The sequence below is a fragment of the Gilliamella sp. HK2 genome, from assembly GCF_001690265.1.
GTDB classification, from domain to species: domain Bacteria; phylum Pseudomonadota; class Gammaproteobacteria; order Enterobacterales; family Orbaceae; genus Gilliamella; species Gilliamella apicola_C.
Map to the genome: position 1 here is coordinate 29,018 of NZ_LZGV01000088.1, position 25,875 is coordinate 54,892.

19 protein-coding genes and 1 riboswitch are annotated in these 25,875 nt (G+C 34.9%); of the genes, 7 read left to right on the forward strand and 12 right to left on the reverse strand.

The features are described from left to right. Positions 1-149 precede the first annotated feature (149 nt). The gene (rlmKL, locus tag A9G45_RS09265; protein ID WP_065567893.1) at positions 150-2,270 is read left to right on the forward strand and encodes a bifunctional 23S rRNA (guanine(2069)-N(7))-methyltransferase RlmK/23S rRNA (guanine(2445)-N(2))-methyltransferase RlmL; all 2,121 of its coding nucleotides are present in this window, start codon (positions 150-152) and stop codon (positions 2,268-2,270) included. 360 nt (positions 2,271-2,630) lie between these two features. On the opposite strand, the gene A9G45_RS09270 is transcribed toward rlmKL, so the two are convergent. After that, positions 2,631-4,256 carry a hypothetical protein gene (locus tag A9G45_RS09270; RefSeq protein WP_141673653.1) on the reverse strand — a complete coding sequence of 542 codons (1,626 nt, stop codon included), beginning with the start codon at positions 4,254-4,256 and terminating at the stop codon, positions 2,631-2,633. 817 nt (positions 4,257-5,073) lie between these two features. Here A9G45_RS09270 and A9G45_RS09275 point away from each other — a divergent pair. The 3 genes from A9G45_RS09275 to A9G45_RS09285 are packed head-to-tail and all read left to right on the forward strand — an operon-like array spanning position 5,074 to position 12,191. Next, on the forward strand, positions 5,074-7,599 hold the full coding sequence (locus tag A9G45_RS09275; protein ID WP_081297877.1) for a TonB-dependent receptor plug domain-containing protein: 2,526 nt from the start codon (positions 5,074-5,076) through the stop codon (positions 7,597-7,599). Between the two features lie 57 nt (positions 7,600-7,656). Beyond that, a complete protein-coding gene (locus A9G45_RS09280; protein WP_065567891.1) occupies positions 7,657-9,387 on the forward strand; it encodes an ABC transporter ATP-binding protein/permease in 1,731 nt (576 codons plus the stop codon). A 5-nt stretch (positions 9,388-9,392) separates the two neighbouring features. After that, the gene (locus A9G45_RS09285) at positions 9,393-12,191 is read left to right on the forward strand and encodes a M16 family metallopeptidase (RefSeq protein ID WP_065567890.1); all 2,799 of its coding nucleotides are present in this window, start codon (positions 9,393-9,395) and stop codon (positions 12,189-12,191) included. A gap of 595 nt (positions 12,192-12,786) precedes the next feature. On the opposite strand, the gene A9G45_RS09290 is transcribed toward A9G45_RS09285, so the two are convergent. From A9G45_RS09290 to A9G45_RS09305, 4 genes are all read right to left on the reverse strand, one after another. Beyond that, positions 12,787-13,818 carry an AI-2E family transporter gene (locus tag A9G45_RS09290; protein ID WP_065567889.1) on the reverse strand — a complete coding sequence of 344 codons (1,032 nt, stop codon included), beginning with the start codon at positions 13,816-13,818 and terminating at the stop codon, positions 12,787-12,789. A 358-nt stretch (positions 13,819-14,176) separates the two neighbouring features. After that, positions 14,177-14,797, reverse strand: coding sequence for a peptide chain release factor H (gene prfH / locus A9G45_RS09295; RefSeq protein ID WP_065567888.1), 621 nt, complete (start codon positions 14,795-14,797; stop codon positions 14,177-14,179). Then, entirely contained in the window at positions 14,797-15,885 is a 1,089-nt protein-coding gene (locus A9G45_RS09300; protein WP_065567887.1) for an RNA ligase RtcB family protein, read from the reverse strand. The genes prfH and A9G45_RS09300 overlap by 1 nt, the downstream gene beginning before the upstream one ends. Positions 15,886-16,475: 590 nt before the next feature. Next, positions 16,476-17,414 carry a hypothetical protein gene (locus tag A9G45_RS09305; RefSeq protein ID WP_065567886.1) on the reverse strand — a complete coding sequence of 313 codons (939 nt, stop codon included), beginning with the start codon at positions 17,412-17,414 and terminating at the stop codon, positions 16,476-16,478. Positions 17,415-17,556: 142 nt separating this feature from the next. Between A9G45_RS09305 and A9G45_RS09310 the strand changes: the two genes are divergently transcribed. The 3 genes from A9G45_RS09310 (at position 17,557) to A9G45_RS09320 (ending at position 19,499) form a co-directional block, all read left to right on the forward strand. After that, positions 17,557-17,760 carry a heavy-metal-associated domain-containing protein gene (locus A9G45_RS09310; RefSeq protein WP_065567885.1) on the forward strand — a complete coding sequence of 68 codons (204 nt, stop codon included), beginning with the start codon at positions 17,557-17,559 and terminating at the stop codon, positions 17,758-17,760. A 177-nt stretch (positions 17,761-17,937) separates the two neighbouring features. Beyond that, positions 17,938-18,393: an STY0301 family protein gene (locus A9G45_RS09315; protein ID WP_065567884.1), complete on the forward strand. Its 456-nt coding sequence runs from the start codon at positions 17,938-17,940 to the stop codon at positions 18,391-18,393. 647 nt (positions 18,394-19,040) lie between these two features. After that, the gene (locus tag A9G45_RS09320) at positions 19,041-19,499 is read left to right on the forward strand and encodes an STY0301 family protein (protein ID WP_141673655.1); all 459 of its coding nucleotides are present in this window, start codon (positions 19,041-19,043) and stop codon (positions 19,497-19,499) included. A 72-nt stretch (positions 19,500-19,571) separates the two neighbouring features. On the opposite strand, the gene thiD is transcribed toward A9G45_RS09320, so the two are convergent. The 7 genes from thiD to rpe form a co-directional block, all read right to left on the reverse strand. Further along, the gene (gene thiD, locus A9G45_RS09325; RefSeq protein ID WP_065567882.1) at positions 19,572-20,366 is read right to left on the reverse strand and encodes a bifunctional hydroxymethylpyrimidine kinase/phosphomethylpyrimidine kinase; all 795 of its coding nucleotides are present in this window, start codon (positions 20,364-20,366) and stop codon (positions 19,572-19,574) included. A gap of 10 nt (positions 20,367-20,376) precedes the next feature. Next, a complete protein-coding gene (thiE, locus tag A9G45_RS09330) occupies positions 20,377-21,018 on the reverse strand; it encodes a thiamine phosphate synthase (protein WP_065567881.1) in 642 nt (213 codons plus the stop codon). Between the two features lie 8 nt (positions 21,019-21,026). Continuing rightward, positions 21,027-21,815 (reverse strand): hydroxyethylthiazole kinase, encoded by a 789-nt coding sequence (thiM, locus tag A9G45_RS09335; RefSeq protein WP_065567880.1) that lies wholly within the window; start codon positions 21,813-21,815, stop codon positions 21,027-21,029. A gap of 56 nt (positions 21,816-21,871) precedes the next feature. Continuing rightward, positions 21,872-21,973, reverse strand: a riboswitch (TPP riboswitch). 39 nt (positions 21,974-22,012) lie between these two features. Next, positions 22,013-23,374 carry a Trk system potassium transporter TrkA gene (gene trkA / locus A9G45_RS09340; RefSeq protein WP_065567879.1) on the reverse strand — a complete coding sequence of 454 codons (1,362 nt, stop codon included), beginning with the start codon at positions 23,372-23,374 and terminating at the stop codon, positions 22,013-22,015. Between the two features lie 107 nt (positions 23,375-23,481). Next, entirely contained in the window at positions 23,482-24,477 is a 996-nt protein-coding gene (gene trpS, locus A9G45_RS09345) for a tryptophan--tRNA ligase (RefSeq protein WP_065567878.1), read from the reverse strand. Between the two features lie 23 nt (positions 24,478-24,500). Next, on the reverse strand, positions 24,501-25,196 hold the full coding sequence (locus A9G45_RS09350; protein ID WP_065567877.1) for a phosphoglycolate phosphatase: 696 nt from the start codon (positions 25,194-25,196) through the stop codon (positions 24,501-24,503). Further along, positions 25,189-25,866 (reverse strand): ribulose-phosphate 3-epimerase, encoded by a 678-nt coding sequence (gene rpe / locus A9G45_RS09355; RefSeq protein ID WP_065567876.1) that lies wholly within the window; start codon positions 25,864-25,866, stop codon positions 25,189-25,191. Before rpe ends, A9G45_RS09350 begins: the two co-directional genes overlap by 8 nt. Positions 25,867-25,875 lie beyond the last annotated feature (9 nt).

The window sequence follows — 25,875 nt, forward strand, 5'->3', positions numbered from 1 at the left end:
AAATATATAACTTACCCTTTTGTTTAAACGCTTTTGTCAAAAGCTAATAAATTTTGATTAACAAAAATAGATATAAGCGTTGCCTTTATTTCCCACTATTGCAATTAGTCGGTATAATGCCTGCAATTTTATTGTAAAGTGGATTATACATGAAAACGCTATTTGCCAGCACATCACGCGGGCTTGAAGAGTTATTAAAAAAAGAGTTAGAACAAATAGGCTCACCTAACTGTAAAATTACCCAAGGTGGAGTTTATTTTGATGCTGATGAAAAAACATTATATCAATCATTATTATGGTCTCGTTTAGCCTCACGCATTTTGTTGCCAATAGCTGAATTTGATATTTATAGTGATTTAGATCTCTATTCTTGTGTATTTAATATTAAATGGACAGATATTTTTGCGGTCGATAACGCTTTTGTGATCAACTTTGTTGGTGTTAACGAATTTATTCGCAATAGTCAATATGGCGCACTTAAGATCAAAGATGCCATTGTTGATCACTTTTTACGCCATACTAACGAACGCCCCAATGTTGCTAAACAAGATCCAGATATTCGACTTCATGCGTATTTAAATAAAAACCGAGTCACCTTATCTTTAGATTTAAGTGGCAATAGCTTACATGAACGTGGTTATCGTCAGCAAACAGGGCAAGCACCATTAAAAGAAACCCTTGCTGCCGCCATTATTATGCGTTCAGGTTGGCTGAGTGATGAACCGTTGCTTGACCCCATGTGTGGCTCAGGCACTCTACTGATTGAAGCCGCTATGATGGCGTCAAAAATCCCACCAGGATTACAACGCAAACAATGGGGATTTTTTGCATGGAAAGGATTTAATCCAACGCTATGGAATGAATTATTATTTTCAGCAAAACATAATGCCTGTAAACCCAATATTCCTTTTATTGGTTACGATAATAATTCTACCGTACTTGAGCGAGCCAAACAAAATGCAATCCAAGCCGGTGTGGGCGATTTAATTACCTTTGCTTTACAAGATGTAACACAACTTATTAATCCATTACCAATGCAAACAACAGGTATGATTATCAGTAATCCACCTTATGGCGAGCGGCTAGAAAGCGAGCCCGCACTTATTGCTTTACATACTGCTCTCGGTCGACAAATTAAACAACACTTTGGTGGTTGGCGATTATCACTATTTAGTGGTGCACCGCAACTATTAGATTGTTTACAAATGCGAGCAGATAGACAATTTAAAGCCAAAAATGGCCCTCTCGACTGTATACAAAAAAATTATGCCATTGCTAAGCGTGATGCTCAACAACCTATCACGAACCCAACGGTGCCGGCTGCCGACTTTGCAAATCGGTTACGCAAAAATAAACAAAAACTGGAAAAATGGGCAGCTCAAGAACAACTTGAATGTTATCGGCTTTATGATGCTGATTTACCCGAATATAATGTTGCTATTGATCGTTATAAAGATAAAATAGTTATACAAGAATACGCCGCCCCTAAAAATATTGATCCACAAAAAACACGGCAACGGCTATTTGATATTATCAATGCCACCATGTCAGAGCTTAATCTGACTGCCGATCAACTAGTATTAAAAACCCGAGAAAAACAAAAAGGTAAACAACAATACCAAAAATTAGGGCAAAAGCAGGATTATTTTTTAGTCCATGAATACGCCATTAATCGCCAAAAAACCCAATTTTGGGTCAATATTACCGATTATTTAGATACAGGACTGTTTTTAGATCATCGCTTAGCACGCAAAATGATTGGTGAAATGAGTGCTAGCAAGGACTTTTTAAATCTATTTGCTTACACAGGGAGTGCAACTGTTTATGCAGGACTTGGTGGTGCTAAATCAACCACTACCGTTGATATGTCACGCACCTATTTAGAATGGGCAGATCGTAATTTAAAACAAAATGGTTTAACAGGTAAAAAGCACCGATTAATTCAGGCTGACTGTTTGCTTTATTTATCTCAATCCGATGAACAATTCGACTTAATTTTTATCGATCCGCCAACATTTTCGAATTCCAAACGTATGAATAATACCTTTGATGTGCAACGAGATCACCTAAAATTAATGGCGGATCTAAAACGCTTGCTAAAACCTAATGGCACTATCCTCTTTTCGAATAATAAACGTGGTTTTAAGATGGATAGCAGTGGTATGCAAAATCTAGGACTTACCTATCAAGAAATTACCAATAAAACGCTTTCGCTTGATTTTAAACGTAACAAGCAAATCCACTGCTGTTTTATTGTGAAGCATCAATAATTAACCGCCTACACGGCGGTTAATTACACAAAAAACTTTAATAAAATCAATAGGTTTTCTGAACGTTTTTTACAGCGGTAACCATGCCTAAACAATGCAATATTGAACAATACATCACAAGCTAAATCTTTAAATCCTAGATTTGAATTATCATTACATATTGGCACTACGATATAAATAAAAATTATTTTATGGTTAGTTGCTCTTACGCATTAATTAGTTGTTTCTGTTACTACATATATCATAACGTCGCTCCTAAACCAAAATAAATCATTTTAATATTACCTTTCTATCTACAAAGTATTACTCTATCTGTGTTAAATCACTCGTTGTTGTTGCTGTGCGGCTGCCGTTTAAAGATTACGGTGAAATACAAAGTGCATAGCCAATTTGTTCTGTTATTGGTTCTGAAAATATCAATCCATAAGCATCAACTAAGTAGTAGTTATCATTCTTATGGCGATTATTCGACCAAAATTTTCTATAAATATGACGATCTAGCCTAAAAACATCAGAGCCCCATTCTGGAATGATTCCCCCTCCAAGTTGTACTTTAGAGAACCCTTCTTTGCCAGTAGGGTATCCTTGATGCCAATTTAGCTCAACATTTTTAACATTGGTTAATTCAGGTACAGTAGGAAGGCGGTACCCAATGCTTTCACAATACTCTCTACTTTCTTTAAATGTTCGTTTACCATCCTCTAATAAAATAAACCATTTGTTAATTGTAAAACTATATATAGGTTTAGTTTGCGCTTGATCAGCATAAATAATAAACGTTGTGGGAGAGAACGACGTATTTGGCTGCCCTGCTTTTGGTCCTAATAGCGTAATTGTCGCTTCATTAGGGTAATTTCCATAATATCTAAATTCTTCTGCTTTTCTAATAGTTAAATTAATAATTGAATCCTTAGGCTGCTTACTGTAGCTTAGTTCATGAGGAAAAGACCCTGCGACTGTTAAATTAAACGGAAATGAATCGCCTGCCGTGGTTGGAAAATTAGCTGAAGGGCTATTAATATTTTGAAGTCGATATCCTTTTTTTGCCCCTGACTCCCTATACAGATCGGACGCTACCCATTCATTACCTATATGCTCACTGTGTGGGGTTGGTTGAGTAAGTGGATATGCCCAACATGCATAAGGGTTGGAAACAGCAGGCTTAATATGTAAAACCAATCGATCCTCAAATGCCCATGGATCATCATTCCACTCATCCTCCGTGACAGTTGCTCCAAATGATCTTCTAGATGGCACACCAAACTTACTCAAAACTGAAGAAATGCTAGATAGTAAAACCATTCTATAGCTATAACGACAAGGATCAATAAGGTCACTACGTTTATAGCTGCGCTCTCCCCACTCGGCCAAATCATCACTACCATAATCATCTGCTTCATCAAATATTTTTAGCGAAACCATACCGGCACCACTCAGAATTTCATCGCCATCATCATCAAAAAAATATTGTCTATCATAACGGCTATTAAATTCTATTTGTTGCCCATTATCTTCTGCCCACTCGGGTATTGGATAATTTTTGGGGATAATCGAATTAATATCGGCAAACGTTTTAATCGATTCAGGTAACAAAATAGGATTCTGTTGTGACGAAGTATTATTATCGAGTGTATATCGAAAAGTTTGATTACCAACTTGATAGCTCATCCAAAAAATATCATCAACGCCTAATATTTTAGTTTTCCCGCCATCAAAACTTAAATAAGGCGCAGTACCATTAATCACATTGGTAGTTTCGGCAACATGAATAACTTCTGAACTTAAGGCGATTGCTCTATTGACATAAGTCGTTAATAACAAGCTAATGCCAATAAATATTGGTGTTAATGAAAAAGACAACAATCTTGTCGTTTTAGAATAAAAGTCGAAAAGTATTTGTAGGTGAAAAACGCTTAAATTAGTTAATGTTTCTTTTATTTTTACCAATAATTTATGGCTGGCAACCAAACAACTATTCCTTAGCACGTTCTAAATCCTTTTCTACAACTTATATTTACTTTAATTCGAGCTTTTCTATTATTAAATAGATAGAAAGTATAAGTAAATCGCTAGTATTTTGTAAACGTGTTTTTTTAAAATTTATTATAATATACAAAAGTAAGCATAAATATTGTTGCTATTTTTCTAATTTCTGAGTGTCACTTAATTGGAAAGACAATGGGATACAAAGAATGCTTAGATTATCCCCTATCTTACTTAACTGGAATCTTTAGTGATTTGGGCAAAACGATATATAATGCTAAAACCTACCTTATCATCAAGCCCGAAGTTTTAGCACTCACGCCACGCTAGAGGCATTAGATCCCAAAAGATAAGTTGGGATATTAATCCACCAACACAAGCCTAAAATAATTAAATCTAGGGAAATTTCTTCCCAAAAGGGCAAGATCTTATCTGTTGAATGCTCAAACTTGATAGAAAATCATAAATTTCCACGAGATAAATTAACCGAATCAATAAGTTTTTCCAAGCATATCCCGTAACTTTATCTGTAAATTGACCAAAGAGCACAATGGGTAATGTATAAAAAAATAACTTTGGCATTAGCCAACTTGACTATCATGGTTCAATACTTTTCTTGGGCGGCTTTTTCTAATACTTGGCGTTTTTTTAATATTTTTAAAGTAAGCCTTAATCAGATAGAACGAACTACAAATTAACTCTTTTAGTTGACAAATATAAATATTTTGCTTTAATGATAATAAATATCATTATTAAATATAAATTGGCAATAAATCTATTACTATTATATTTGTCTGTATTTCCCAAGGATCGTTTTTGTATGAAAAAAGTAGTAGTATCGGCTTTACCCCTGTTTTTAATTAGTTATAACCCAACAGCATTATCCAGCCCAAATCAGATCGACCAACAGATAGCTGAAAAAAGCGAAGATGACAAAAAAGACGATGACGTCATTATTGTAACAGCACCCTCAGCTAAATTATCAACCTCTCAAGCAATTGATTCAAATAAAATCAATCAATCAAATACGGGCGATGGTAATATCACGGATGTATTGAAAACTTTGCCTGCGATACAAATGTCGAATAGCAGTAACAACGGCATGACGCAAGGTGAAATTAAGCCTGCCGATATCTCGATTCATGGCAATACCAGCTATCAAAATAATTATCAATTAGATGGTGTAAGTTTTAATAATGATGTCGATCCAGTCGATCCAGGATTAGGCGTAACCAATACGCGTGTTGATAGCGATGAACAAGGTCTTTATATTGATAGCCGCTTAATTAATGAAATTAAATTATATGACAATAATATCCCCGTTGAATACGGTGGATTTACAGGTGGTGTTGTAGATGTAATTAGCCGTCGTTGGAATCATGAAACTAATGGCAATATTTTTTATCGTAAAACCCAATCTTCATGGAATAAAACGCATGTCGATCCAGCTATTAAATTTGATAGCTCCGCCAATGATGCCAGCCATCCGAGTCGATTTCAACCTAAGTACAATAAACAAAGTTTTGGCGGTTGGTTTGAAACAGGCCTCACTGACGATTTAGGTGTAATGTTTGCCGCGTCAAGAAGAGAATCTGATATCTCTTCTGTCTCTTATCAAGGTCCATCATTATTATTAGATGGTGAAGATCTGATTGAAATTCGAAAAAACGGCGGTATGAAAAACCAAACACGTGTTTCAAATAACTATTCATCTAAATTTACTTGGTATGCAACAAACCAAACATCAGTAAATTTTTCTACCAATTATTCACAATATAACAATTACTCATTTGCCGCAACCGTTGCTAATTCTGGTTACAATACTAAGCATAATGGCTTAAGTATGGCCTTGCAATTACTGCATGAGTTTGATTTTGCCAAATTAGATTTGACAACAAGTTATCAAAAGCTAGAAGATAAAAGAACCAACGATCAAAACTATTTTATTACATTGGTTGATTATTCTGATTGGCGTAACCCCGTGCAATATCATTCGGGAGGCGTTGGTAATTTAACCACTAAACAAGATAATTGGGGATTAAAGACAAAACTTGATTTTAAACCAATTTCTTGGTTGGATACCACGCATGAACCCTCTATCGGATTCGAACTAGCAAAAACCAAAGCGCGTTATATTCGAAATGAAGATTTTTATCGTTACACCTATACTGGCACATGGGACGCCCTCCCTTGGCTCTCTTATGCCGATCATGCTTCGGTTTTCCAAGCTGGCCATTATCAAGCAAGTTACGATAATTACGCATTCTTTACCGATGACACAATCAAATACGGTCGCTTAACAGTCCGTCCTGGAATACGTATTGATTATGATAATTTTATTAAAGACGTCAATCTAGCACCAAGATTTGTGACAAGTTTAGACACCTTTGGTAACGGTAATACTGTATTAACTGCTGGAATCAACCGCTATTATGGCCGTACTATGATGGCTTATGCTTTATATGGTGCACAAAATGCGGGATTAAAGAACTGCTATTACTTTTGTACACCAGGACAAGTTGATGAAGATTGGATAAGCTCAACTGATTTCGAAGGGCTTAATTCGCTTTCTACACCTTATAATGATGAAATTAGTTTAGGTTTTGAGCAGGTTGTAAAAAACAGTCTATGGCAATTACAATATGTACATCGTGAAAGTTATGATGAAGTTCGCAGTCGCCCTAAATATGATAATGGTCGATCAAACGTTCGAACCTTTGATAACTCTGGGCGCAGTACGCATGATACTTTGTCATTAGTGGTAAAAAATAGACTACCTATCGAATTTTATCACGCTGAACATACTGCATCGGCTTCAATCTCGTGGCAAAAAAGTGAAAGCAATACACCTAAAGAGCTAGGTTATGCGCATTATGATCCCGCAAATAATGTTCGCCATGATAAAGTTTGGTATAACGGTAGAATAATTAAAGCATCTGATTTACCTGCAACCGATTTTAATATTCCCGTTAAGATCAATTTCGAACTGACAAGCAAAATTCCAGACTATGATTTAACGTTTTACAACTTACTACAATGGCAAAGCCCGCGAAATCAAGCGGTTCGTTATAGTAACCAATATCACATCGATCCAAATACGGGGGATAAAATGGCAAAATACGAAAAAGAACGCTTTGCCAGTACGCTTCGTTGGGATGCTAAACTCGGTTGGGCGCCAACTTTTGCTAAAGGTGCTAATTTTTCTGTAGAAATTAATAATATTTTAAATAAAAAAAATGTTACCGATCGTTATGTTTATGGTGCTGATGCGGCAGGTAATGACAGAATTGTCAATGCTTATGCTCCTGGTCGCCAATTTTGGATTCAAGTTGGTTATGACTTCTAATTTACATAAAACGTTATACTTTTTTCGCAATAATATAAATTTTACTGCCGCATAAACATGCAAAAAATTAAACAATTCTTATATTTAGTAAAGCCTTTTTGGTGTTCTTCAGCATCAAAAATGGCTTGGTTATTATTACTTAGTGTTATCGCTTTAAGTTTATCCACTGTATGGTTTAATGTTAAATTAAACCAATGGAATGGAGATTTTTATAATGCCCTACAGGCTTTAAACGAGCAAAATCTTTATCGTTTATTGGGCGATTTTATTATTCTTATTATTATGATGATTTTGGTCGTTGTGTACGCTGATTATTTACAAAAGAAGCTATTAATAATTTGGCGTTACCATATGACAGAAAAAATAACTAAGCAATGGTTATCCAAACATTCTCATCACTATCATCTTAAAATAAAACATATTGAACTTGATAACCCCGATCAACGTATTGCTGAAGATATCAATTTACTGATTAAACAATCACTAGATTTATTACTTTCATTTTTGCGTTCGTTTATGACATTAATCTCCTTTACTGCCATTTTATGGACACTATCTGGTGCTATTTCCTTTACCTTACTATCGATAGATATTCATATCCCTGGTTATATGGTTTTTGCTTGCGCTATCTATACATTACTAGGAATTATTTGCACTCATGCTATAGGTAAACCTTTACATAAAATTAATATCGAAAAACAGCAAAGCGAAGCTAATTACCGAGCGACATTGATTCATTGTTACCAATCTAGCGAAGCAATCGCTGGCCAACATGGTGAAAAACAAGAAACGACTAGGTTAAAAAACAAATTTACAACCATTATTCATAATTGGCAAAATTTGATGAATTATGAAAGAAATCTTTCATTTTTTAGTGTAGGTTACCAACAAGTATCTTCTTTAGCGCCGATTTTTTTTGCATTACCTGCTTTTATTGCTGGCTTAATTAATTTAGGTGGCTTGATGCAAATTCGACAAGCATTTATGCAGGTTTCCTCGGCATTAAGTTGGTTTATTTATGCATATCGAGATATTGCAATTTGGCAAGCGACGGTAACAAGGCTTTATCATTTCGTTCGGCTTTTAGATGAATTACCTGAAAATACAATTGCCCAAACTACCCATAATGATACGCTACTTGATGCGCAGGTAATATTAAAAAGTGCAGATAATCAGCAAGTCCTATTATCGACTCATATCCAGTTAACTAAAGGCGATACGTTATTGGTTCAAGGACGTTCGGGTATAGGTAAATCAACACTATTAAAAACCATTAGTGGTTTTTGGACAAATTATCAAGGTATTATTCAACGTACAGATAATTATCTGTGGATCCCACAAAAAATACGCCTTAGTTACGATAGGTTGGATAATTTATTGGCTTACCCAGCTTGCTCAAAAAGCTTTACACAACAGAAGTTGCTTGAAACATTATCATTAGTTGGGCTAGATAAATTGAGTCATGAGCTAGAAACCGAAAGTGATTGGGGGAACCGTTTATCCGGTGGTGAACAACAACGTTTAATGTTTGCTAGGGTGTTGCTTAACAAGCCCGAATTAATCTTGTTAGATGAAGTAACTTCGGCACTGGATTTACCAAGTGTCTATCAACTTATTTCGCTATTACAGAAAAAATTACCAGAAAGCGCGATGATCTTTATTTCTCATCAACCAATACAAAATCATGTTAAACAAGTCATCAATTTAGATGATACGGCTAGTTCACCAATACAAAAATTGGCACAGCAAAATGCCGAGTTTGAGACTGTGTTTATATCTAAGGTTTAAATTCGATGTTAAAAAATTTTTTATACTATATTTTCTTTTCCCTATTGCTTAGTTTTCCCCATTTATGCTGGTCAAATACGCTAATTGAATCCAATCCTACGATAGAAACTTATCAATTAGACAACGGGTTAACTGTCTATCTACAATCTCGCTCAAAAGCAGGATTAGAGTTAAGATTAATTGTGCACAGTGGCTCATTGCAAGAAAATGAAAATCAACTAGGCTTAGCTCACTTTGTTGAACACATGGCATTTAAGGGAACAAAAAATTTTCCTAATAAATCTAGTTTTAAATCGCTAGAAGAATATGGAATCCATTTGGGAACTCACATTAATGCCGCCACCAGCTTTAATTCAACGGTATATCGCTTATCGTTACCTGCTAGTGAAGCTCTACAATTAGAAAAAGGATTAACCGTATTATCGGATTGGGCTTATCATATTTCATTTGAACAACAAGATTATGAAAGTGAACGCGATGTTATCATTGAAGAGTGGCGCTTACGGCAAGGCGTGGCTTACCGCATTAATACCCTCTTAGATGAACTACGTTATCATGGAAGTTTATACGCTAATCGAGCTCCAATTGGTTCGTTAGATATCATAAAAAACGCACCGGTTCAGGAAGCAAAAACGTTCTATAACAATTGGTATCAGCCACAAAGAATGAGCTTAGTTGCAGTAGGAAATTTTGATACTAAATCAGCTAAACAATGGATTAATACACTTTTTGGTCAGCGTTCACGAGGTGATGCACCAGTTGATATTCCACAATTAAGAGCTTTTTCACCACAAAACGAGCCACTAGTTAAAGTTATCCTTGATCGCGAACAAGGGCAACGACTAATACAAATCGCATTACAACGTGATTTACCCACAGCTTTAAATACACCTCAAGGAATAAAAGAAGATATTTTTGATTTAGTCTGGCTAACGTTACTTAATCATCGGCTATCATTGTTAGTAGAAAATCAAATATTGCCTAGCGCTCAAATTAATCAACAAGGTATTTTATTTGATAACAAACGTATGCAATACCTTCTTTTTGCACAGCCAAAAGATCAACAGTATTTAGAGACAATGAGGCATCTGTTTTCCGAAGTACAACGTATGTCAACTAGCCCTGTATCAGAAATAGAATTGCAACAAGTTAAAAACCAAATTTTAACAAAATTAAAACAACAGGCAGAAAATGAAATTAACTATCAAAATGATTATTTAGCTAATCAATTAGTTAACAATATTACAAATAGTTTACCTATACGAAATAAAGCACAGCAATTAACTCAAACAACACAAATATTAAAAACACTTAATGCAAGCGATCTGCAAAAAATAGTGGGTGAGCGACTAAACAGCGCTAATTTACGGATTGCAGTTATTGGTCCAGATAGTGATCAAAATTCGGTTAATGCCGAGCAAATCAAACAATTATGGCAAACGATTAGACAAACTCAGTTAGGAAAGTTCCCATTTAAGAAAGAAGAAGTTAACCTTGATATCAAGCCTGCATTACAAGGAAAAATTACAGCAACCCACAATATTAGTGAAATCAATGCATATGAATGGCAATTAAGCAATGGGCTTCGAGTTATTGCACGCCCTGATAATACTTTATCAGGTGATGTTGAAATGTTATTACAGATCCCAGGGGGATTATCTCTTGATAGCGATCAACAATTAGGTATTATGCGTTGGTCACAAAGATTGGCGGAAGATAGTGGTTATGGAACGTATACTTCAGCAAAATTAAACCAATTTAGTCGGCAACACCAAGTTAGTGTTTCCCCTTATGCCGAACTGCTTTATCATGGTTTACGCGGAAAGGCACCGAATGATCAATTAGCATCATTATTTAAATTATTTTATTTGAAATTAACCGCCGCTAATTTTGCTCCCCAACAATTAGCCCAAACCAAACAACAATTAAGCTTAGCTTATTCCAAACAACCCGTTGAAAGGCAGTTTTTAGACTTAATCAATCAAAATGCCTTTAATCATGGTGATCGTTTGTTAGTTTCACCTGATGGTGCTTGGAGGGATTTTTCAGCAGATCAACTAAAGCAAAACTATTTACGTGCATTTGCTTTATCACCATCGGCCAATATTATTATTTCTGGACGTTTTAAGATTGATGAAATTAAACCATTAGTTGAATATTGGTTTGCTGGTCTACCCACTACTGATAAAAAAGACGCATGGGTAGATAACGGTATCATACCAATTCATCAATCAATGCAAAAAACATACCCTATGGCTAGTAGCGATAAATCAATGGTTAGTATACTTTACTCAGCGCAAAAACCATGGCAGCTACGTGATCAACTTAATCTTGAACTGATTGACTATATTATTAATTTAAGATTACGTTATTATGTTAGAGAGCAGGCCTCTGGCGTCTATACCATTATTTTTTCGCAGCAACTGATCAAATATCCGACTTCCTATTATTTAGCGAGGCTAAACTTTACGACAGCCCCTGACAAAGCCCATGCTATAACAGTGTTGGCAGATGAGGTAATTCAATCTGTAGCGCGTAATGGCGTGACTTTAGATGAGTTACAGCAAGCAAAGAAATCATGGTTAATTGATTATCAAGAAAAAAAGGCCAGTTCTACCTATTGGTTAACCGCAATGGCACAAACTGCAGCTGATGGTAGCCATTTTGATGAGTTAAATATGCCAGCCAATCTCATTGAAGCCATTACATTGCAAGATACGAACCATTTAGCTACGCAATTATTAGGTAAAAATCCAAAAATTTTCACTTTATTACCTAAAAAGGTCGATAATTCAAATCAATAAAATTATCAATTTAGTAAGGAATCAAAAGTAATAAACTAGTTAGCATATAGAGTATTACTTTTAGTTTCCTGATTTTATTGTATGGGTAAATTTACATTCCGATACGACTCAAAAATATAGAGCTATTTTGTGTTTAGCTATTGCTCAAACTGATAAAATCAAAAATTAGCATGTAAATACGCCATAATGAGTTCACACTTGGTATAGAAAATTACGCTACATGTATTCAATAGGAAGCAAATATGATTTATGTGCCTTATTGGGTTGTTAGGCGTTATAGTTAATTATTCTTTGGTAATGAACGGCTTCTTTTCATTTATGGATACAATTAACTTGTTTTTTCTTGTTTTGTCTTTTCTTGTATTCAAATCCTCTTTTATTTTTATCATGGAGCATTGCCGACTCTTCACTATATTATTTTTGGGAAAGGCAAGCTATATCCGTTATATCTCTATGCGAATATTAATACGGCATTCGTTAGCATATTGATGCTGGGTAATATCGAGATATGATTACCCAGTAATAGATTTATTGTAAATAGTTGTCTACGTAAATGAAATCACCGCTAATATGCAAAAGATTGATTATATTTAAATTAAATAATTTCCAACTCTTTTAACGATAGTTTTATAAATGCATAAAAAATAGGTGCAAAGATTAAACCAATCACACCAAAAAGTGTTTCTAAAAATAGCATCGCAATTAATAATTCACAGATGCCTGCATGAATTTTTGTTCCAACTATTTTGGCATTAAGTACATATTCCATTTTATGAATTAAAATTAAATAAACAATAATCGCCATCGCAACAGTGAATGATACTGTAAATGCAACAACAAAGATTAATGCGTTAACAATTAAGTTTCCAATAATTGGAATAAGTCCAAAAACAAATGTGGCTAAGACTAAACTTTTGCTAAACGGTAAATGAATACCAAACACAGGCAGAATAATAAATAACAAAATAGACGTCATTATTGTATTAAATAATGCAATCACAACTTGTGACATAGCAACATACTGGAATACGACAACTAATCGGTTTAAACTTGCTTTTAAGGCTTTAGTTAGTGGTCTTTGTACAACTTTGTTGTCATCAACGTTACGTTGATTTTCTTTATAACCAAGAATTAACCCAATTATCATTCCCACAATTAATATGATTAAATCGTGAAATACTTTTTTAATGATAGATTGTAGATAGAATATATGATCTTTAAGATAAACCATTATCGTGGATTTAACTTCATCTAAATCATCTGGCAAATAATGAGTAATACTCGGTGGAAGACTGTTTATTACATTGTTTACCACTAATTTCATATTTGTTAACGTTTCGGTAGGATGCTTAGCCATGTCAACAAACCAAGCAAATAAATACCAAAAACCACCAATAAAAATACCAATAATCAGAGTCGTTAGGACTAATACCGAAACTAATTTTGATCGATGGCTAAAGCGCATCATTTTTCGCGATAAGAAATCATCTAATTTCTGAGTTAAGGTATAAGTTAATAAACCTGCAATCACTGCAGGCATTAAATGAACTTGCATTAAAATAATGAAAAAAACAGAAAATAATGTAAGACAAAAAAGTCCTAATTTTTGATTATTATCAAGTATCATGGTAATTAATTCCTTTCAATAAATAGCCGATTAACTATTAATTTTTAACCTTAAATATTAACATATTCTTTTTTTTTGCTATTTGTGCTAAAAAAAATCGATAAAATCAAGGCGATTTAAAATAATTCTAAAATGTACTTCAAAGCATAGCATTAAGTTCAAAAAAAAAGCGATTATAACAGAGGATAAATTATACGTCTGCTTTTTTGCTATAGTTAAATACACCATCCTTGTACAAAATGGCATTGTATAACGATAAGGTGGAAAGACTATGTGAGAATGTTGTAGCAACCTTATATTTACTTTATGATAAATATTGATTTATGTAGATAATAAATATGTTATCTACATAATATGGTTACTCTATTTTTTCATGAAATCCTTTGCCATAAAAAACTAAACTACTGTTACCTCTTGGTACTGAGTAATGAAATTGCTGGCGTATAGTTTTATTCTGCTGATGTAAATTATTTTCATATTCAGCAAGCTTATGCACCAATAATAATTTCGCTAATCGCTTATTGGCATGTTGGCTTCGTTCGGTCTGTACTTTGACACTAATACCCGTTGCGATATGTGTTGCACGAACGGCAGATTCGGTTTTGTTGACATGCTGGCCACCAGCGCCCGATGATTTCATCGTCGTAAATTCAATAGTACTATCCATTATTTGTGAAGGGTTTTGTAAGCAGGTAATGCCTATAAACCAATTTTTACGTTTATGTGCTGGTCGATATGGGCTTTGGCAAATCCATTGTACGGTTCCAAGCCAACGCTGTATTAATTGATCACACTGTAAGCCTTCAATTGAAATAAGCACTGAACGGAAAGTATTGGGCTTATCGCCCAATACGCTTTCGACTATTTCGGTTGTTACTGATAATTTACTTGCTTCATTTAGAAATTGCGTTACGGCTTTCGCAACAGCTAAAGTGCATTCAGCAGGCCCTTTGGCAGATGAAAAAAAGAGCAATGCCATTAATGACCTCCTTGTGTTTTATAATTCAATATTGGAGTAAGTTGTGCGATCACTTTAACAATGTTTGCTTGTTGCATCGATTCAATTACACTCTCAATTGATTTATAAGCTTGTGGCGCCTCTTCAAAAATTAAGCTGCTATCTTCACAAATGACACGGCTCCCCAATTTGGTTCGTTTAAGTTCTTGCATTGAATAGCGGTTATCTAACTTGCCTTTACAGTCGGCCCGACGCCATTTACGCCCCGCACCATGGGCTAATGACATAAGAAGATTTTCATGCTGTATTGGCTTAACTAAATAACTATAATCCCCACGCGATCCGGGTACAATCACTAATTCATCTGTTGCTGAAGAGGCGCCTTTACGATGCAACCAATACGTCTGACCACTCAACATGACTTTTTCGAGAAAATTATGACAACCATTTAGCACTTCAACCCCTTGTGTATTTAGGTTTGCCATTAATCTTTCAGCGACAACTTGACGATTTAATCTGGCAAATGCTATTGCGTTATCGTGCTTAGCTAGATAGTCTAATGCTTCAGGACTGTTTTCAAGTAAACCTTGATTACCAAAACGCGATAATTGATTTTGTAAAATCGCATGACCTAATCCTCTTGAACCACTGTGCACTAATAAAAACAACTTCTTAGCATTGAGTTGGTAATCATTAAATAACAACTCATCACAAATTTTACTGACCTTTTGTAATTCAGCAAAATGGTTACCACCACCAATTGTACCAAGATTGTATTTATGATGAGTATTTGACTGATCAATATTACCAATTTGCCGTTCCAATTTATCAATACTCAATTTAGCTATATTGATTTCAGTTTGCCAAAAACCCATACCACAACCAATATCACTGCCAATTAAAGTTGGGTAGATGATTTCACGGCTTAAATAAGCAGCGCCAATAGGGTAGCCTTTTCCCGGATGAAGATCTGGCATGCCCACAACTTTAACCATATTCGGCAAATTAGCGGTTGCCAGTAGCTGTTCAATAGCCACGCCTTCAATCCATGTGTTTTTTGATGCAATATATGATGCTTTGTCAGATAGCACCTGTATAGAATTGTCCATATATCAATCCATATTAATCAATATTATTGTTATACCCTGATGATGTATAAAGACAAATTTTTTGAATAAATTACATGTAAAAAACGTTATAAATTAAAATAATACATATAAAATTCAGCTTTGCACTTAACATTGATTTGATCACAACAGTTAATTATTGTTAATCCAAAACAACGCTTACTTTAACAATGTAAAGCAAAATTATCTTTAAGTATTGGGTATAGGTTATATTGGCAGGCTAAGATCAGCAAAATGAATTGAAGTAAAAATGAGAAGTGTTACTACTTAATTATTTTGCGATAAGCCTGCAAAGGTTAGTTAAACAAATCATAATCAATTCTCCTTTGCAGTTAATAATGGTGCGTATCATAGTTATTTTTTTATAAGATGTAAATAGTAGGCGTGAAGAATTTTAATTAATAAAACAACATAAAAAGTAAAATTTTAGCCTTTTATCCTTGAGATAAAAATAGGAAGAACACTTGTCTGTAAGCTCTCGAGGCATAAAACCGTTTAAAATGATTTTACTCTTTTTAAAAGAGGTTATTTCGCAACCTCTTTTTCGATTTTTTGAAAATGATCAAGGACTATTATTTGATCACATAAAAGTTAACATCGCGAGTATCTCGAAGAGCATCAACGAATTTCCCCAATTCTTTACTGTAACTTTTCTCAGGATCGTTTTCTTCTGTACATTTTTCTTTTGAGCGATAACTTTTAGCCATTGCATCATTTGATGCCAAATTGTCGTATGGTTTTTTAAAATCACTACCTTTTAATGTCATAAGGTGATTCCAGTCATTTAATAGGCTTTCCATATATTGACGACCTGCTTCGCATTTTATGTTATTTAAGTCAATCTTAGGAATAACATATTGGCTTATCTCACTGAACTTTTTAGGATTGTAAGGGAAGCTAATGTCTTCTTTTTCATCTTCTTTTAAGAATTCAATAAAGTCGCTTTCACGATATAATTTTCTAAAACGTTCTTGATAAGATTGGTTTTTCTTCAATTTTAGGTCTTGGGTTATTTCTTTTGGAAAAGGTTGATCATAAGAATAATCCCAATGATATTGGCTGTGTTCAATAAATACATCATTGATTAATTTTGCTGGCAATTCTATTTCTTGCGCTTTACCATCAATAATGGCTGGAATGTTATTGATTTCTCTTTTTTCTCTTAAAATCTTTTCGTATTCTTCATCATTCAACTCAGACGTTGAATAGATGACTGTGTATAAATAATAGTTACTTTGTGTTGGGTTAATAAGACCTAATTTTCCAAATTGAGCCGGTTTTACAACAAAATTGAAGTCATCATTATTATACGATAAGGTATGTTTGCCGTATTCAAATGTATAATTAACACCCGATTTGGCTGGAATAGTTAATTCTTTACCATCAATAGTGACTTTTATTTCGTTAGCAGTAGGGTTGTCAATCCAACGCTCGATAGAACTAGGTTCAGAACAGCCAACAAGGATTAAACTGCAAATCCACAATAAAGAATATTTTATTTTTTTCATCATAATATTTTGTTATAAGTGTAAAAAGGAAGTAAATATTATCATCTTTGTGAAAAAAACTAAATGTAATCAAATAAAATTAGTGTTATAAATAGGTATTTTGTTTGGTTGTTTATTAAATAACATTAGGAATAGAGAGATTTTTATGAAATTGATAGTCGATAATATGAATTGCCAGCATTGTGTGAAAATGATAACAAAAGCGATTAATGACATTGACCCAAACGCAAAAGTGACCGTTGATTTAACTAAGCGCCAAGTTGCTATCGAAAATAGTTCCATTACGCAAGAAGCCGCTATCACTGCGATTAATGCGGCTGGTTATGAGTTTGTTGGAACTGCGAACTGACTATCTCTATATTTGATAGCACTAGGTTTCTTAAGCATCTTTGTTATGCTACCTTGCTGAAATTTTACCTTAAAAAAGAAATAACAAAAAATTTGTTTAAATTATCAGCATATTTTGGAAAATACTAGAATACGTTTATCTATTTATTAATAAGCTATTGTGAAAAGGATATAGACTATGAAAGGTAAAATATTGAGTGTTACTGTGGCTATTATTGCTTGGTTTAGTGCGGTTTTTTTTGTTAATGCTTATCAGATTGATTGCCCACAAAACATCAAAGTTAAAGAAGAAGTTGAAAACAGGCCTGATGGATGGGAGGTTTCTGATAAAGATAGCCTGAGTAGCTCTTTTCATAGCATGATTGTTTATTACGATAACCCTTCTAGAATGGGTGCTTTAAAACCAGCAAAAGGAACGGTTGCTGGTAAGAAACATGAGTTAATATGGGAAGTTAATTACCACACAGATGTTGAACCTTATTATGTTAGTTGCGCTTACAGTACAAGCAGAATTGAGCTAATAAAAAAAATTGATTCATCAATGAAAAGTTGCTGGGCTGACTATTTTGAAGATGAACAAGGAAAAAGAGGGACACTTACCTGTAGCACAAGTGAGGCAAAGGACTTGCATTAGTTGAAATATGGGATTTGTTGTTATATGTATTGTTATATGTAATAGCCGATAACTCAAATCCCACTAAAATTTTAAACCCTAGTTTATTTTTTCAATACATTATTTTAATTTAAGTTTTAATGTTCTAATAATACTTTTCATAGAATTATATAAAACGTCTTAAATCAACTTAATGCTAATCATTTATTTGTTACCATCATTGATAAAAATAATGTGTAGGCTCAATACGTTTGCCAATGGTTAAATTAATTGCCCCTTGCAAATGTTTTATGGCTTCTTCTAGATTGCTACATTGGGGAAATAATACTGCACTTTTGGTAAAGTGTGTACAATCTGTATCGTGGATATTTTTAGTTTTAGTTTTAGTTTTAGTTTTAGTTTGAGTTTGAGTTTTGTATGATAGTGATAAGTCTTATTTTATGGTATAGGGCTTTTTTGGCGATATCTCCGTCATGCTACCTTGCTAAAAACTTACTCCAAAACAGAAATAATAAAAAACTCGTTTAATTTAGAGAACATGGTGAAAATAGCTTAATGACTTATAAATAATTATAATTGTTTTTATTTAAGATATTAGCATGATTTTTTGAAATCTTAGAATGCTTTTATCTTTTTATTAATAGGTAATTGTTAGAAGGATAGATAATATGAAAAGGAAAATATTGAGTGTTACTCTAGCTATTATGGCTTGGTTTGGAGCGGTTTTTTTTGTTAATGCCTATCAAATTGATTGTCCACAAAACATCAAGGTTAAAGAAAAAGTTGAAAACAGGCCTAATGGATGGGAGGTTTCTGATGATATAAATAGTTTAACGGTATCGTTTAGTAGCATGATTGTTTATCACGGTAAACCTTCTAGAAAGGTCAGTTTAAAACCAGCAAAAGGATTGGTTGAAGGTAAGAAACATGAATTAATATGGGAAGTCGATTTTAAAGCTGATGTTGAACCTTATTATGTTAGTTGCTCTTATAATGGCAGTAGAATTGAGCTAATAAAAAAAATTGATTTATCAATGAAAAGTTGTTGGGCTGATTATTTTGAAGATGAACAAGGAAAAAAAGGAACACTTACCTGTAGCACAAGTGAAGCAAAAGATTTGCATTAGTTGAAATATGGGATTTGTTGTTATATGTAATAGCTGACAACTTAAATCCCTTTTAGACTATTTATTGTGCTATCACCACCAACGGTAAAAATGGTGTGTTGGGCCAATTCCGTTACCAATATTTAAATTATCAGCATGGCTAATGGCTCCTTGCAAATAATTTTTAGCCTGCATTACGGCTTCTACTAAATTATATTTGGGTAATAATGCGGTAATTGCTGCAGATAGTGTGCAACCTGTTCCGTGAGTATTTTTAGTTTGAATTCGTGGAGAAGTTATTCTTATTACATTATCTTGGGTTATCAAATAATCAGGGCTTTGACTACCTAACAAATGCCCGCCTTTCATTAAAACCGCTTTGCAACCCAATTTGAGTAATTCATCCCCTTGCTTTTGCATATCATCTTCGTTTTTGGCCTCACCACAATCAAGTAGTGCTGCTGCTTCAGGAATATTAGGAGTAACAATGGTTGCTAAGGGTAATAATAACTCACGAATAGCAGTTATGGCATCAGATTTGAGCAAGGGATGTCCTCCTTTAGCTATCATTACAGTATCTAAGACGATAGCAGGAATAGAATTTGTGCTAAGAAGGTGGTGAACAGCTATAACTATCTCTTTATTCATTAGCATTCCCATTTTTACACTATTAATCTGAATATCTTGATATAGCGTATTGAATTGAGCTGCAACAAATTCAGGGGTAATAGCTAATACCGCATCAACCCCTCGTGTGCTTTGTGCCGTTAATGCAGTGATAACTGACATGCCATAAGCCCCGAGTGCCGAAAAAGTTTTTAAATCGGCTTGAATTCCTGCGCCACCGCTGGGATCTGACCCAGCAATGGTTAATGCAATTGTTGTCATAATGTATACCCTATTTAGCCTTCTTGATTTGAGTAATGAGCGATAACGTCGCTTGCTCAATATCTTGTTTACCACAAATAGCTGAAACCACAGCAACGCCGTCGATCCCTGTTTGAATAACGTTAGTCACATTATTTTCATCAATACCGCCAATAGCTACAGCAGGACATTGCTTTAGTTCTATTAGTTCAATTAATTGTTCGGTTCCCAGTGCTACTGCTGCACCTTTTTTCGTTGCTGTTGGCAAGATAGGACCAATACCAATATAATCAACCTTATGCCATGGAACGCTATCAAGTTGCCGTCGATTAGCGATCGAAAATCCTAACCATTTATCTCTGCCAATTAATTGACGAGTAGCATCAACAGGAAGATCACTTTGTCCAATATGTACACCATCGGCATCAACGGCTAAAGCAATATCGACATGATCATTAATAAACAGTGGTACGGGCGTTTCATTCAGCGCTTCTTTCAATGCTAATGCGGCATAATACCAATCTTTACCGCTAAACTTATGTTCAGATCTTAACTGTACTGCAGTTGCCCCATTAGAAACAGCAATTTTTGTGGTATTTACCATGCCACTAATACCACCACATAATAATGGATCAAGGATCAAATAAAGCGTTAAATCTAATTGCTTTTTCATCTTGTCCCTTATTGATGTAATGAATTAAATAGAGATAGTTGATCTAGTAATGATACCGCAAAGGTACCTAATCCTTGCTGTTTATTGGCACGTTGACCTGCTTTTTTCATCATAAAACAAGCTGAGGCGGTAGCTGATAAAGGATCTGGTGAATTGGCAATAAAAGCAGCTACCATAGCAGATAGTGCACAGCCTGTTCCTGTTACTTTTGTTAAAGCAATATCCCCACCAGTAATGCTATATAAGATGTTGCCGTTAGTGATATAATCAATATCCCCCGTCATTGCAACAATCGTTTGATATTTTTGTGCAAGTGCTTTGGCTGCATGTACAGCAGATGTCGTTGAGTTTTGACCATCAGGTCCTTTCGATGCTCCATTTTCACCATTTAGTACTAATATTTCTGATGCATTACCGCGTATGACTGTTGGCTTTAATGATAGTAATTGACGTACAATTTCAGTTCGATAATCAAGCGCCCGCCCCACAGCGACAGGATCAAGTACCCATGGAGTTTGTGTTTGCAAAGCTTGGGTTGTTGCTAATAACATACTTTTGGCTGTGCTACTGTTAATGGTGCCAATATTAATCAATAAACTATCCGCAATGGCGACAAATGATTCCACCTCTTGCTTGGCAATAATCATTGCTGGTGATGCTCCAATAGCGAGTAACACATTTGCGGTAAAATTTTGCACGACATCATTTGTAATACAATGCACTAATGGGTTTTGTTGTTTTACATGATGGATAAAAGGCGTTGCTTGTACTAATTGAAATGGCTTATTGTCTAACATATTTATTCCCTGTTATTTTAGAACTAAAATATTGGGAAGAATTTGCCAAATTAAAGCTAAGACGGCTAAGACTTCCCTACGCTGGCATGATCCAGATCAGGTTCAACGGGTAAAATCTCAGTTTTTTGTCAAAACAAAAAACACCCCGAGTCAAAATTTACTCATTCATTATGAACTGACTATCAGTTTTTAACAAGCTATTGTAATAACTTTTCAATATCTGTTATTGCCTTTCTATCTGGCAAAAAGATGATTAGATGATCATTATCTTCTATCATCAAATCAGTATTAATAATAATTACATCTTCACCACGAACAACTGCTCCAATTGTTGCGCCTGAAGGTAGTTTTAAGCCATTAATATTTTTACCCACCAGTCTTGATGTATCATTATTGCCTTTGGCAACCACTTCGACAATTTCAGATTCGCCTTGCCTTAGCGAAACGACTTTAACCATACCAGTTTGTCTTACATGACTTAATAGTTCTGAAATGGTGGCATGTTGTGGCGATATTGCGATATCAATCACACTATCATTAATCAATTCAAGGTAGGCTTGGCGTTGAATTAGTACGATCACTTTTTTTGCGCCCATTCTTTTGGCAAGCATAGATGACATGATATTGGATTCATCGTCACCAGTGACTGCAATAAAAAGATCGGTAAGTTCGACTTGCTCTTGTGAAAGTAATTCTTGATCGGATGACTCACCATGCAACACTGTGGTATTAACCAGTTGCTCGGCAATGAGTTCGGCTCGCTCAGCATTGCGTTCAATTAACTTGACTTGGTAATCATTTTCCAAACGCTTTGCTAAAGCGACAGCAACACTACCACCACCACTAATAATGATTCGCTTATAAGGTTTTTCTAATCGTTGTAGTTCACTGGTTACAGCTTTGATATTAACTGGTGGCGTAATAAAATACACCATATCTCCCGCTTCAACCAAGGTTGAGCCAAGCGGACGAATAAAGCGGTTTTTACGATAAATAGCAACCACTCGCGCTTCAACATGAGGTAAATGTTCTTTGAGCTCGGATAATTCACTGCCAACTAAAGCACCGCCATAATAAGCCGTTACCGCCACTAGACACACTCGGTTATCATAAAAAGAAGCAAATTGCAATGAGCCAGGGTATTGAACTAATTGACTTATATGATTAGTGATAAGATTTTCTGGGGCAATAATATGATCGATATTAATACAGTCTTTATTGAAAAAAGGATAATTTTCATCATTATATTCAGGCGCTCTAATGCGAGCCACTTTTTGTGGAATACTAAATAAGACATGACCAATTTGGCAGGCCATCATATTGACTTCATCAGAGTTAGTTACAGCAACAAGCATATCGGCCGATTCAGCGCCAGCACTTTCTAATACCTGAGGATAGGATGATTTTCCACAAATTACCTGTAAATCAAAACGCTCTTGTAGCGATTGCAATCTATCATGATCTTCATCCACCACAGTAACATCGTTTTGTTTTTCGGTAACAAGATATTCCGCAAGTGCACTACCTGTTTGTCCTGCACCAAGAATAATAATCTTCATAACTAGCCTATATATTTAGATGGCTTTAACCATTATCCATTTACTTAGTTATTAAAGCCATTGCATATCATTCATTTTTTAGTCGCAATCTGTTATTGATTTTGCAATTATACAAACCCGATTGCATCATAGACTTTTTTCAACGTTGGCTCGGCTTTTGAACGTGCTTTCTCAGCCCCATCTTGCATGATTGAAAATAGATAATGCTCATCGTCACGATACTCACGATATTTAGCTTGCAAGGTAGTTAGCATGTCAATGACTTGCGTTGCAACTTCTGTTTTGAGGTGACCATACATTTTACCTTCAAACTCTTTTTCAAGCTCGGCAATAGGTTTACCTGTCACACCAGTTAAAATATCAAGTAGATTTGAAACACCAGCTTTATTTTTAAGATCATAGCGTACTACAGGTGGTTCATCAGAATCAGTCATCGCACGTTTAATTTTCTTCTCAATGTCTTTTGGATTTTCGAGTAACCCAATCACATTATTACGGTTTTCATCTGATTTAGACATTTTCTTAGTCGGCTCCTGCAATGACATAACGCGCGCACCAACCTTGGCAATAAACGGCTCAGGAACAGTAAAAATATCACCATAAAGCGCATTAAAACGCATAGCAATATCACGGCATAGTTCAAGATGCTGTTTTTGATCATCACCAACAGGAACTAAGTTTGCTTGATAGAGTAAAATATCAGCAGCCATAAGCACAGGATAATCAAATAGCCCTGCATTGATATTCTCTGAATGGCGTGATGACTTATCTTTAAATTGCGTCATACGGCTGAGTTCACCAAAATAGGTGTAGCAATTTAAAGCCCAGCCTAACTCTGCATGTGCAGGCACATGTGATTGTACAAAAATAGTGCTTTTTTGTGGATCGATACCACAAGCTAAATAAAGCGCTAGTGTATCTAATGTGGCTTTACGTAATTTGTTTGGATCTTGACGTACGGTAATTGCATGCTGATTAACAATACAATAAACGCAATCATATTCGTTTTGCAAAGACACCCAATTTTTTAAAGCACCTAAGTAGTTGCCAAGTGTTAGTTCCCCTGATGGCTGAGCGCCACTAAATACAATCGGTTTACTCATAATTTATTCCTAATTTATACTCATTATTTTTTTGCATCAGTTTTTGGCTGAGGTAGAATTGTTAATATATCTTTAAAATCGTCAAATAAAAAATCGGGATTGCTAGTAGCAATTGAAACGCCATAATTATAGCCATAGCTTAAGGCAACAGTTGGGCAGTTGGCATTTTGCGCAGCAGTGATATCGTTTTTCGAATCACCAACAAAAAGTAACTGATCGCTAAACAATCCAAATTTCGCCATTACTTGATACAAAGGCGCTGGATGTGGTTTTAATTTAATCACATCTCCACCGCCAAGCACTAGCGAAAAGAACTCTTTTATGCCTAATGACGCTAGTAATGCAGGTAAAAATTGGGCTGGCTTATTGGTCACTAATGCAAGTGGATAATGATTATCATAAAGCACTTTTAAAGTTTCTTTAACATTCGGAAACAGCCTAGTTTCGGCATCAATAGCTTTATCATAATGTTGGTTAAATAATATCTTGGCTTTGGCGAATAGTTCTTTTGATGGCTCAATACTAATGGCTTTAAAAACACGTTCTAGCATGACATCAATACCATTACCAACGAAATTTTTGATCTGCTCATTGCTGATGGTTGGTAAATTCAACTCCGCTAGCATATTTTGTGTCGCCAATGCTAGCCCTGGTACGCTATCAACTAATGTACCATCTAAATCGAATGCTATCGCTTGAATATTGTCTAGTTTATTCATGTATAACTCCTGCTAGCTCCTTACGCATTGCATCAATAACTGTTTTATAATTAGGCTGATTAAAGATCGCCGAACCAGCAACAAACATATCTGCACCTGCTTTAGCTATTTCAGCAATATTTTCTACTTTTACCCCACCGTCAATTTCTAAACGAATATTTAATCCTGATGCAATTATACGTTGTTTAACTTGTTGTAATTTTTTCAAGGTTGCGGGAATAAAAGATTGCCCCCCAAAGCCAGGATTAACGCTCATCAACAAAATAATATCAATTTTGTCCATGACATAATCTAAATAATCCAGTGGTGTGGCTGGATTTAGTACAATACCTGCCGTACAACCATGATCTTTAATTAATTGTAATGAACGATCTAAATGAATCGTCGCTTCTGGATGAATAGAGATATTAGTAGCACCAGCTTTAGCAAATGAGACTATTAGCTCTTCAACAGGAGATGCCATCAAATGCACATCAATAGGTGCGCTAATGCCATAATCTCGCAGTGCTTTACAAAACATCGCTCCCATTGTTAGATTAGGTACAAAATGGTTATCCATAACATCAAAATGGATAACATCGGCTCCAGCGTCAATGACCTTTTGTGCATCTTCACCAAGGCGCGCAAAATCAGCTGACAATATTGATGGAGCAATAATAAATTTTCTCATAACCTACCT